Origin of the sequence: Burkholderia cenocepacia (assembly GCF_900446215.1) — a bacterium.
GTDB lineage: Bacteria > Pseudomonadota > Gammaproteobacteria > Burkholderiales > Burkholderiaceae > Burkholderia > Burkholderia cenocepacia.
Window position 1 is genome coordinate 1 of the sequence record NZ_UAQZ01000011.1, and the last position, 11021, is coordinate 11021.

General features: G+C 58.5%; 11 protein-coding genes and 4 pseudogenes. 1 reads left to right on the plus strand and 14 read right to left on the minus strand.

Annotated features, from left to right (window positions below; genetic code table 11):
* From DTA15_RS39080 to DTA15_RS39100, 5 genes are all read right to left on the minus strand, one after another.
* Positions 1 to 333, minus strand: a 333-nt coding sequence (locus DTA15_RS39080; RefSeq protein WP_256604781.1) for a hypothetical protein, incomplete at its 3' end; no start/stop codon positions are given.
* Complete coding sequence (locus DTA15_RS39085; protein ID WP_256604782.1) at positions 330 to 1232, minus strand: protein kinase family protein; 903 nt, start codon at positions 1230 to 1232, stop codon at positions 330 to 332. The genes DTA15_RS39085 and DTA15_RS39080, both read right to left, overlap by 4 nt.
* Positions 1130 to 2971, minus strand: coding sequence for an NERD domain-containing protein kinase family protein (locus DTA15_RS39090; protein ID WP_256604783.1), 1842 nt, complete (start codon positions 2969 to 2971; stop codon positions 1130 to 1132). The genes DTA15_RS39085 and DTA15_RS39090 overlap by 103 nt, the downstream gene beginning before the upstream one ends.
* Before the next feature lie 197 nt (positions 2972 to 3168).
* A complete protein-coding gene (locus DTA15_RS39095) occupies positions 3169 to 4110 on the minus strand; it encodes a restriction endonuclease (RefSeq protein ID WP_256604784.1) in 942 nt (313 codons plus the stop codon).
* Positions 4004 to 4735 carry a DEAD/DEAH box helicase gene (locus DTA15_RS39100; protein ID WP_256604785.1) on the minus strand — a complete coding sequence of 244 codons (732 nt, stop codon included), beginning with the start codon at positions 4733 to 4735 and terminating at the stop codon, positions 4004 to 4006. Before DTA15_RS39100 ends, DTA15_RS39095 begins: the two co-directional genes overlap by 107 nt.
* Before the next feature lie 110 nt (positions 4736 to 4845).
* Between DTA15_RS39100 and DTA15_RS17275 the strand changes: the two are divergent.
* Positions 4846 to 5967 (plus strand): annotated as a pseudogene (locus DTA15_RS17275) (IS3-like element IS407 family transposase).
* 27 nt (positions 5968 to 5994) lie between these two features.
* Here DTA15_RS17275 and DTA15_RS17280 read toward each other — a convergent pair.
* The 9 genes and pseudogenes from DTA15_RS17280 to DTA15_RS38870 all read right to left on the minus strand — a co-directional run.
* Complete coding sequence (locus tag DTA15_RS17280; RefSeq protein ID WP_227743229.1) at positions 5995 to 6390, minus strand: flagellar motor protein MotB; 396 nt, start codon at positions 6388 to 6390, stop codon at positions 5995 to 5997.
* A 3-nt stretch (positions 6391 to 6393) separates the two neighbouring features.
* Positions 6394 to 7260 (minus strand): anti-phage protein ZorA-like protein, encoded by an 867-nt coding sequence (locus DTA15_RS39105; protein WP_502254091.1) that lies wholly within the window; start codon positions 7258 to 7260, stop codon positions 6394 to 6396.
* Between the two features lie 176 nt (positions 7261 to 7436).
* Entirely contained in the window at positions 7437 to 7670 is a 234-nt protein-coding gene (locus tag DTA15_RS39110; RefSeq protein WP_256604787.1) for a hypothetical protein, read from the minus strand.
* Between the two features lie 16 nt (positions 7671 to 7686).
* Positions 7687 to 7944 (minus strand): annotated as a pseudogene (locus DTA15_RS39520) (anti-phage protein ZorA-like protein); the annotation flags it as partial.
* 52 nt (positions 7945 to 7996) lie between these two features.
* Positions 7997 to 8158 (minus strand): annotated as a pseudogene (locus DTA15_RS39525) (hypothetical protein); the annotation flags it as partial.
* Positions 8125 to 8415, minus strand: a complete 291-nt coding sequence (locus DTA15_RS39120; protein ID WP_256604789.1) for a hypothetical protein — start codon at positions 8413 to 8415, stop codon at positions 8125 to 8127. The gene DTA15_RS39120 and the pseudogene DTA15_RS39525, both read right to left, overlap by 34 nt.
* 722 nt (positions 8416 to 9137) lie before the next feature.
* On the minus strand, positions 9138 to 9572 hold the full coding sequence (locus tag DTA15_RS17290) for a tetratricopeptide repeat protein (RefSeq protein ID WP_012492505.1): 435 nt from the start codon (positions 9570 to 9572) through the stop codon (positions 9138 to 9140).
* 2 nt (positions 9573 to 9574) lie between these two features.
* Positions 9575 to 10009 carry a hypothetical protein gene (locus DTA15_RS17295; RefSeq protein WP_124714746.1) on the minus strand — a complete coding sequence of 145 codons (435 nt, stop codon included), beginning with the start codon at positions 10007 to 10009 and terminating at the stop codon, positions 9575 to 9577.
* A 736-nt stretch (positions 10010 to 10745) separates the two neighbouring features.
* Positions 10746 to 11021: pseudogene (locus DTA15_RS38870) on the minus strand (hypothetical protein); the annotation flags it as partial.

Consider the following 11021-nt stretch of genomic DNA (forward strand, 5'->3'; position numbering starts at 1 on the left):
GAGCACCCGCTTCATCGCCGCGACCCGCCGTTCGGAAGCCACTTTTTCAAAGGTGCCTCGCACGTGCAGGACGTCACCCGCCTTCGGCGAGAAACGCATGCTTTTGGCACGCACCCGCATTACGTTACGCCCGATGTCGGGTGAGACCCATCCGACGGTGTACCAGCGGTCGCCACCGTCCATGGCGTCCACCCCACGCTCCAGCAGCTCGATGCCCTCGTCCTCCGAAAAGTCGAGCACACCGCCCTCACAATCGAAGTAGATGATCCACTCATCGCTTTGTGGCGGTGATTGTCTCGCACCATTCCGAACGGTGATCTTCGTGACGTTCATCTCATCTGTGTCGGACAACGCGGTCCAAAGTGCCGTGGCGGACACCTGCTGCAGGGGCGTGCTCTCGGACAGACGGGCATACGGATCGGCACTGAGTCCTTTGACGACCGTCTCGCCGCCTCCAGTTCATCCGTGGCGTTCGCGATGTAGTGCTGATACAGCAGACCAGCCAGCGCGGTGACGTCTGCCTCCTCTGCAAAGGTGACGTGTATCTCTGCATTTAGCGAGAATGTCTTGCGCCGGTGAGCACTGACAAAATCGATGTGGTCGATCGCCTTGACTGCGGCGTCAAGTACGACATCTTCTTCTGGGTCGTACTTGATGTAGAGATCTTGCCGCGTTCCGACCATGTTGAATCGCAGGTGTCCAGTCTCCGCATGCCTTGTCGCGCGCACCGAATACTCGCCATTGTTAGAGATGAGGTCCAGTGATGGAGGACCACCACGGCCGCGGCGCTTGAGGGTAATCTTGAGCGTCGGGACCGAGCGCGGTTTAGGGTGAAGCTCGTCCTGTAGCGTTTCAGCTAGTAGATCCAGCGGCGGCAGCGCATCCACCAATTCGACGGCCCGAGCCACGTCGCTTCGTGTCACCTCGAAGTCTTCGGGCAACAGGGTCAGGACGAGCATGCACACGGCAAACGCGTCGCGGTGTAGTGGGGATGCACTCTCCAGAGTCGGCGGCACCGTGCCGACGGTGATCCCTTCGTCTCCATCAGCGCTCAGGTCTGGTATGTCCACTAGCACGACCCGAGGCGTTTCATCCCCCGTGATCTGCGGTACGATGATGTTGTCTGCTTTCACGTCACCGTGGGACAGCCCCAAGATGTGGAGCCGTCGCACGGCATTGAGCACGGCATGCGCCACGAGCGCACGTTGCCGCCCCTCCGGGTCGGTCTCCAACCACTCGGTGAGCGTTTGACCTTCCGTCCATCGCGTGACCAGCACCAGTCCGAACGCGTCAGGCCGAAATCCATAACCTCAGGGGCGGCGTCGAAGCCAGACTGCCGCAGCGATCTCGCTCGCTGTAGGAAAGAGAGCAGCCGCAGGTTGCGCGCCAGATACTTCGGGTCATACTTGAGCTGCGGCCAGCACTTCACTAGGACGCGGTCGCCACTCCTCTCCGATTCGTAGACCATCTTGGTGGGGCCAGGCGAGATCACGCGCTTGGCCATGAGAGTCATCGGGCCAGCCTCGGTCTCGTAGACCTGGAAGTCTTCAGCGCAGACGTCCGGCCCCGCATCGACGGCCAAGCAGGCGTTCAACGCATCGAGTGCATCAGAAGCGTTGCGGTAACGCGCTTCGGGATCAAGTTCCATGGCCTTAGCGTACCAAGGCATCAGCGCTGGGAAGTTGAGCGGAACGGTGTCGTTGTAGACGGGCACGGCATTAATACGCTCCAGCTCGCGGCCTTCTAGCATCTCGTAGATCAGGACGCCCAGCAGGAAGACGTCGCGGGCGAACGGATCGCCCGAGCGAACCTGTGCGGCGACGCCTTCGTCTTCGGGTAGTTCGATGGACCCGGTCTCCAGCTCAACGCGATGGATACCGACGGTCTGGGCTTGCGGGACGCGCGCGGCTGCAAACGTAGATAGAATCACGCGGGACGGTTCGAGCACCCACAGCGTGCGGTTGGTGATGTCGCGGTGAGCAATCGCCAGCGCGTGCAGCTTCGAGAAGCGAGCTAGGATACTTTTTGCCAATGAGCATCGATCTTGCTCGCTCATGGCGCTGTTGCGGGCTAGGTGCTCGGAGAGGCGTTCGATGCCGGTAGGAAGACGGTATGCCTCGACGAAGTTGGTGGTGATGTCGTCCGCCGTCGCTGAGCCGATAGGCTCAAGTAGGTCCTCGTGCAATTCAGGCGCTTGGACGCGCAGAGTCTCATTTAGGCGCAACTCGCGAAGGCCGATAGTCTGACGCTCAACGGTGGAGGTACCGCCAGTGGCGAGTTCTTCAAAGTTCCACTTTCGCAGCAGCGCCTTTGAGCTCCGACTCTCTTGGTGCTCGGCTAGGAACTCCGACCAGATCTTACGTGGATGGATGTAGTCTGCTTGGTCGTCGATCTGCTCAAAGCCATGCAAGACTGTGCGGCGTTTGAGCACCGCCGGGTTGGACGCAGAAAAAATGGTGTTGTACTGCTGGCGCTGAGGCAGGGGGTCCGCCGACCGATAGTTCCACGTCGGCGGGATGTCAGGAAAGCGTCTCGTGTAGCGTGTAGCATCGGACGCGGCATGCACGAAATCGGGGAGCGTCGCGATGAAACGGCGCTGCTCGTCCGGAAAGTTGATCAACCGGCACTTGGGATGGCACAGGACTACGAGTGACTCAACGAAGGGCAACTTGAGGGATGAGTTCTTCTCCTGAACGAACTTCCTTAAAGCGCGGGCCTTGTTGTCCGTGGTATTTACCGGCGACGGCATAGGGTCACCGCGATGAAACCACTGACCTGACGAATACTCAATGTCGCCGGACCAGTTCTTCAGTTCGACTACCAAGATTCGATTGTTCGTCAACAGCAGCAGGTCGATGTCCAGTGGCTGTTTGGAGCCACGAACGAGCAGCCGGAATGCTGCATAGGCACCCCAGTCGCGAGGCAATTTCGCTTCAAGCTCGCGCAAGGCGGCATGCTCGACCTCCAGCACACCTCGTGGGCTGAGATAGTTGATTCGCACAGCTGAGACCCCCGGACTCTGATTTATTTGCAAACTGTCTATGTCGGACGGATCGCCGAGCCTCGCATTGTGGCACCGGGCTGACGAGTGTGTTCCACCGGTCGCGACATATTCTTCTCTTCACTGCGACCAAGCCAGCCATTGCGAAGCGATCGAATTCACCTCTCTTAGTCGGGTGCTTCGAAAAGTAAATCGACTAGATCACTCCCTTCGATCAACGTCACGTTCAGCAGTGACGCTTGCTGTCGGGCCGATTGATTGAACCGGCGATTGGTGGCTGCAATGAGTTGGAACTCGACGCCCGGGTAGCGCGCGGAATAGGCCACGGAACCGGCCGCGACATCCTTGACAGCCTCCCAGCCCATCTCCTTACCCTCGACACCAGAGCTCTTGCATTGGATGAGCGCGCCACGATTGCCTTTGATTGCAACGATGTCCACACCGCCATCCCCCGTCTTCGGCGTCTTGATTGTTCGCGAGTAACCTTGCTTGCTCCACAGCAACGCGCAAAAGGACTCGAATGCATCCGGTCCCAAGGAACCGACATCGACAGGATTAAAGAGATCTTCGCCAAATGGCGAACCACCACCCGGCGCTTCGATGTCAGCGAAGTCAGATGGGGTCACATCGCCGACCCCATTCAGCATGTCATAGGACAGCGCGCGCTTCCGTTCAAGCAACACGTCCAGCTTCTCGTCGAAAGTCACGAAGTCGCCGCCAACCACAACGGGGTAGTAGACGTACACATCCTTTTGCTGCCCAATTCGATACGCGCGGTCAGTGGCTTGGTCTTCCTTCGCGGGGTTCCATGTGCGCGTGTAGTGAATGACATGATTGGCAGCCTGGATGTTGACTCCGAAGCCGACTGCAAGAGGGGAAAGAATGATCACGCCGAAACCAGGATTTTGCTGATAAGCCGTTATACGGGTTTGGCGACTACTTGCGGCCCCGGATTCGGTCGAGGTATCACCGTTGATCACGTCTGGCACGAATCCGAACACCTCAGATATGGCGCGTTGAATGACGCGCTGTAAGTCCCGGAACTCGCAGAAGACGATGACCTTGTCGCCAGATCCCGACGCCTCGATTTCCCTGAGCCGCCGCAGCATCCCAGTCCATCTTGGGCGACGCCTTCTTGATGGTCTCGACGGATTCATCGCTGGTGGCAATATGACCGGGAGGCCGCGGATCAGAGCAAAGGCGGCGCAGGTATTGCAGCAGACCTAAAGGCGATTGCAGCCCACTACCCTGCCCTTGCCCACGTGATTTGAACTGAGCCACCGCATCCGCGTAGAGCGCCCGCTGGCGAGCGGAAAGCGGCAGCTTGCGACAGCCCTCATGCAAGATCTTCTTAGGCAGGTCCTTCGCGACCTCGGCTTTGGTGCGACGCAGCTTCTGTGGCTCGATAAGGCCGCGCAGCTCTTCAATGCGCGCCTTCTCGTCGTCGGTCTCCACCTCGATGGGCCTGCGGTATTTGCTGCCGAAGTCCTTCAACGAACCTAGCAAGCCAGGCTGCACAAAATCGAATAGGCACCACAGATCAGCCAACGTGTTCTCGACGGGCGTGCCGGTGCATGCGATCTTCAGTCTGGCGTTCTGCTTCTTGGCGGCCCGCGTCACCATCGCGTTGGGGTTCTTGATCTTTTGGGCCTCGTCGCAAACCATGACCGACCACTTCTGCGCAGCTAAGGAGAATTCCAGGTCGCGCAATGTCTCATAGGTCGTCAGCACCACGTTTGCCCGAACCGAGCCAGTCCGATGCTAAGAGCTTGGGCGTGACCTGCCCCCTGCAAACAGGGCCAGCCGGAGTCTAGTAAAGTTCGTTTTCGGAGAAGAAGACGAACATGAAGAAGCGCTTTACGGAACAGCAAATCATCGGGTTTCTGAAGGAAGCCGAGGCCGGTATGCCGGTCAAGGAACTGTGCAGGAAGCACGGGTTCAGTGATGCGTCGTTCTACACTTGGCGTGCGAAGTTCGGCGGCATGGAGGTCTCGGAAGCCCGCCGGCTCAAGAACCTCGAGGTGGAGAATGCCCGGCTGAAGAAGCTGCTGGCCGAAGCAATGCTCGATATGGAAGCGTTGAAGGTCGTCGTCAAGGGAAAGCCCTGAGCCCGCAAGCCAAACGCGAAGCAGTATCGGCGATTCGGGGGAAGGTCAACATCTCCGAGCGCCGCGCCTGCCGGCTTGTCGGGCTTTCTCGCAGCGTGCTGCATTACGACGCGAAGCCAGACCACGAGAATGAGGTGCTAGCGGCGCGTCTGGTGGAGTTGGCACACGAACGTCGTCGATTCGGCTACCGCCGATTGCACGCCCTAGTGGAACGCGAAGGCACGCACGCCAATCACAAGCGCATCTATCGCCTGTACCGTGAGGCAGGGCTGGCTGTGCGGCGCCGTCGCAAGCGCCACGGCGTAATGATTGAGCGCGAGCAACTGGCATTGCCGGGCGCCCCCAACGAGGTGTGGTCAATCGATTTCGTGATGGATGCGCTTTCCAACGGCCGGCGCGTGAAGTGCCTGACCGTCGTCGACGACTTCACGAAAGAGGCTGTCGACATCGTTGTCGACCATGGCATCTCAGGTTTGTATGTCGCTCGGGCATTGGACCGCGCAGCTCGCTTCCGTGGCTATCCCAAGGCGGTGCGAACAGACCAGGGCCCCGAATTTACGAGCCGCGCGCTTGACCAGTGGGCGTATGCGAACGGCGTCGCTCTGAAGTTGATTCAGGCGGGCAAGCCAACGCAGAATGCGTACATCGAATCGTTCAACGGCAAGTTCCGCGACGAATGCCTTAACGAGCACTGGTTCACGACGCTCGCGCATGCTCGGGCAGTCCATCGCGGCATGGCGTCAGGACTACAACGAGCAAAGGCCGCACAGCGCACTGAACTACCTTGCGCCGTCAGAGTTTGCGGCGAAACATCGGGCAACCGCGGATACTCCTGCCGCTTTCCAGGAGTTGGTTTAAAGGGACTTTGCTAGAAGCCCATTGGCCCTATTGATGGGGGCAGGTCAGAGCCACCTTCAACACCTCGGGGACGAAGCTGCGAATAAAGCGCTCGTCGGCCGACCTCTCGAACGAGTGGTGCTGATCGGCGAACAGAACGACTGCGCCGAAGTCGATCGAGTTGCCGTGCACCGTCACCCCCTTGAACTCAGGGCGCTTGGTAACATCTTCGACTTCGGTCAGGCATTGCGCGATGGTCTTCTTGCGCAATTCGATCGTGTCGTCAATGACCTTTTGCTTCTGCGTGATGGCGATCAGGGCGACTGCCATCGACACGAGGAACAGCACCATAAGTGCCGTCATCAAATCGGAAAAGGAAATCCAGAAGGGCTTCTCCCCTTCGTCCCTGCCATTGCGCCGCCTAGATGATTTCGGACCAAACATCGCTTATCGCCCTCGACCGGCCGGAATCTCATCAACCGCATCGCCCAAATTCTTGATCGCTCCGGACAGTAGGTTGACGGCGTTCGATAGCTCAGACTGGAACTTGCGATTGCCCTCACCCAGCGTTCTGTCAATGTTGTCGCGGAAGGATTCGTGCGCACCCACGAGGACCTCGGTCACGCCTTTGAGATAGTCCTCTGACTGCTGCTGGGCCGCTGCGAGTTCGCGGGCCGCTGCCTGGATCTTACCAACGAGCTCCGAAGTCATTGCAGCATCCTTCTTGGCCGACTCGAAGGTCTGCCGCAGCTCCGCGACCATCGTGGCGAATGTGTCGCGCGTGCGTGCGTAGTCGGCGAAGATCCCCCTGGCGTTGTCAGTGGCCGTCGAGAGCTGCGCGGAGGCCGTCTTGATCGAATCGGTGGCCGTGGAGGCCGAGCGCATCGTCTCGGACACTCCTGAACCGGCTTTCGCGAAGTCGCTGGCTGCGACATAGAGGGTTTCCACCCCCGAATTGAGGCTAGCCATCGCCCGGTCTGTCGCGCCGGCCAAAGCCGATACGGACGTCTGCAAGGACTTGTTGGTCTCCACGGACTGCGAGAGCAGTTGCTCAACTTGGCCGGAGAGCGAGTTGATCGCCTGGCCAGTCGACTCCTCGAACCGCCGGGCGCGTTGGCCTTGCGACTCAGCGGCCTCCTCAGCCTGCTTTCGCAGCGTCTCGACCACGCCCGCGACCTGAGTCCCGACCGCCGCCAACGCCTCTCGTAGCTTTTCACCGGTCTCGGACTGAGACTGCGCGACCAACGAGCGAATCTGCTCGATGAATTCTCCCATCCGAGCGTTCATCGGCCGACTGCCGGACGTCCATCGCATCGAGCGCTTGGGGCGAGCTTCTCGCCCATCGAGTCCACCGTATTGTTACCGGCGGCGTCCATGTTCGCCGCAAGCTGTCCCGAATTGAATCGCCGTGGCCTGCATCGATTCACTGGCCTTTTGCAACAGATCGCTCATGCCGCGCATTCTGCCGCCAAACATCTCCTGCATTTGCCTCAGAGAAGCTCGCCAACACGTCGGTCAACAGCTTGTTGACAGCGTCTCCCTGACCTACCGCTGACCTTCTGGACAGCCTCGGCCATCGCGGACATGGGACTGGCCAGCGATTCTGAAATGACTTTGGCCACGTCGACAGACATCTGGCCTGTGTACTGGGCTTGGGCCGCAATCTGCCGTTCGGTCAACGTCGTGAGGATCTCTTTGAGATCGACTACCAGCGAGTCGCGCATTTGCCTGAGCTTGGGTCGCCGCGTCTTGGGACGACTTCGCGAGCTGTTGCAGGTATTCCTCTCCCCGCCCCGCCCTGAACATGCTATCGGACCAGTTCGCGAATGTCCTCGACTTGGCCATACAAACCGTGACGATCGTCTTCTCGATCCAAGTAATCAACATGGCTAGGCCGATGGCGAATGCCGAGACATAGAAGGCATGTCCCACCGAACTCACCAACCCTTGGAGCTGAGCTTGGGCCGCCGCCGGGTCGACGCTCACATCGAAATGCACGAGACCCTTGATGAGGGCCGAGGAAGGTTCCGATGATCCCCAGGCCCGTGAGCACCCCGGGGAGATGCTTGAAGAAGTCCGTCTTCAAGCGACTGTCGACGATTGCCTGATCCGTGAAAAAAGTCTCGGCCAACCGCTGTCGAGCGCCAGCACCTGATGCGTTGCTGCCCCAGCTCGTCCTCATCGCCAAGCTGCTTGTGAAGCGTCTTGGCATATTTCGGTCCACGGGTTGGACAAAGCTTCGGACTTCATCGCCTTGGTCTCGACCGCGGAGAGTTCGACAAGCTCCCCGTTCTTCTCGCCACGAATCGCCTGCAACGCCTCGATCGCGTCATCGAGATCGCGCCTCAGCTTAAACGACCGGATGAAAAACCTGACTAGAAAGTCCAGCGATAGACAGACCAAGACCAGCGCGACCACGCCGATGTGCCAATACTCCGCTGCAAGCTCACTCAGATTCATGCTTGGCATTTGTTCTTCTTCCCCGTGCAATTCTTGGTCAATTCTATTCTTGGTCAATTCAATTTGGCGGCTCGCGAGCGGCCTGCTCTACGGCACGCGACGCGCTCTCTACGCCATACAGCGTCTGCATATTTCAACCATCGAAGGTCTGACGCTGGATCGAACCTACAGTCCGGACTCCCGCCGAGCCCCGCGCCTGAGCACATATCCGGCCAACGCCGCGTGCTGCGCTGCACCATACCCCATCGCGCGTGATGGTGCCCCACTTTGAAATCGGCTTGTTGGTGCGCTGTTCCAGGCCTTCGCTCGACACGGCGGCCTTCAATCCGAGGTCCTTGCCCTCGCGAAAGCCTTGCAATAGCGACGCAAGCACGCGATTGGCTTGAATTTGAAGACCGACTTGAAGTCGTGGGCTGGCCGGTGAGAGCGGCTGGCCAAGTTACGATCAAGGTTCTTTGGCACAATGTCCTGACCGCTCTCTAAGTCGCGCGAAGTCGCCACTATCGTGCCGCAACGCGCTCCGATGTTGGAGCGTCGCAGCCCGCCGGTGAAATAGGCGCGCAACCTCAAGAACGCCAGCCGCTCCCACTACGCTTGTGACACATCGAATGACTTCGCCACGAGCCCATCCCAGTCGCGCCGCTCGCGACAACTTCCTTCCAATTACAAGCGCCTGCAACCCTTATCGCGGACTACCCCAAAGTTCACGCAGTGCAAGGTCTGATGGATGATCAACCGACAAGCTTTCTATCACGCAACATCTGTAAATACTTTTCGCCCTCGTCGTCCTCGTCGAAAATCTCTTCGCCATCGAGCATGTACGCCTTTAGTAAACTGGCGACTCCGTGCTCCTCGTCTCCGAGACTGACCTGACTTTGCCCCAATCGATAGTGAACAAAGGGGTTCTCCTGTCCGCCGGGGCCATTGAGCGCATCAAAGAAGCTCTGTCGCGCTGCCTCAAACTCTTCGAGCTGATATTGCGCATCACCGATCGATGCGCAGAGCCACGTGTATGCTTCCCAATCAACCCGCGGTTCGGGAAGCAACTCGAGAGCTGCACTCCATCGCTGAATCGCCTCATCGAACTTCGATGCATCACACAAGACATTACCCTGCTCCGAGAGAGCATCTAACCCATCTTGGATTTTTTTGGGAAGCCTAGTCATTTTTACTTGCTTCCCTTCGACGCACGCTTCGCGAATTCGAGATACTTCTTATCCTCACCGGAAAACGGTCTGTTTCCAAATTGTTCATACAGCGGCACAAAAAATTCCGCGGATTTATCTAGATCTCCAGCTTCAAAATACACCGTTCCGCTAAGAAAGCCGATTGTCAGATCCGGACCGGTTCCAGAACCGTACGCCTTTTTCATTTCTGCCAGCCAGTGAACAGCCTTATCAAACTGTTTAGTATCGCGATAAAAAACGACGAATCCACGTGTCATCGACTGCGCGAGGTCGTATTGCTCTCTAGGCTCGGGCAAGATCTCCCACGCCTTTGTGAAATTTACCTCGGCTTCAGCGATGTCTCCCTTCTTCCAAGCTTCCCGACCCGCCGCACCGTAAGCGTATACGTCTTTAGTGAGTTCCTCTGGTAGCTTCATGGCCATATGCACCTTACTTCAATGGGGGTAGATAACGTTCGCCCAGTTTAGCACCAAGGGATCTGTTGACCCAGTATGGTTGCAAATCGTAATTCTTGGAGTCGAGCATCCATGCACGAACCTCTGGAGCTTTCGCCCCATACTCTCGCCCAACATTGTTCCACCAGGTAACCGCGTCCGTTTGGTGCGCCATATCAGCGTCTTTAAGCGGATACCAGTTGCCCTTGTACTCAAACTCTTTCTCTCCAGTGAACGGATCTTCGCGTAGCCTGCCTTCCTTTTCGAGCCGCGCTGCACTTCCTTGCCCGTCCGTGAATTCTTGCCTGGGGTACGCCCGAGGTACCGTTCGCGCAGTGACTTACGTCGCCTGAGTACTTTTGCTCCATCCCCGACTGCATCTCCGGCACCGGCACCTTCAGTTGCACCAGTCGCCTTGCCGACCGCCGTGGGTGCGTCGGCAGCCTTTGCGCCTTCAGCAACAGCGCCTTCAGTCTTAAGCACCTTCCCAGCGGCCGAAGCGGTCTTAGTCAGTTCAGCTCCTTCAGCAGCACCAACCTTACCCAGGGCCGCCATACCTCTGACTCCGCCCTTGGCCAGCCCGGCTCCTCCAGCAAGAAAGTGACGCCGCCGTCGCAATCTTGTCGCCGCCGGCCTGGGCCGCATTGCTCATCTGGAACTTGGGTAGCTCGATAGAGCCGGCACTCGCCTTGACTTCCTGCGCCCCTGCATCAGCGCCTCAGCAGACTGCGTTTGCCCAAACACACTTTGCATAGCCGCAGCCCTGCTCCATTTGCCCTGCGGTTTGGAGCGTACTGCCTTTGATCAGCAACTCGCCAATATCGGACGGTATATTGGCAATCCCTTTGACAGCGCCCTTCGTCGCCTCCCATGGATGATCTGCGGCCTCACTCAGCTCGTGCTTCGTATTGCCCCACCATTTGGAGAACCAACCCTCCTCTTCTGGTGTTTCCGCTTTCACCGGCGGATTGGCTGAAGACGCAGGGGCGCTCGA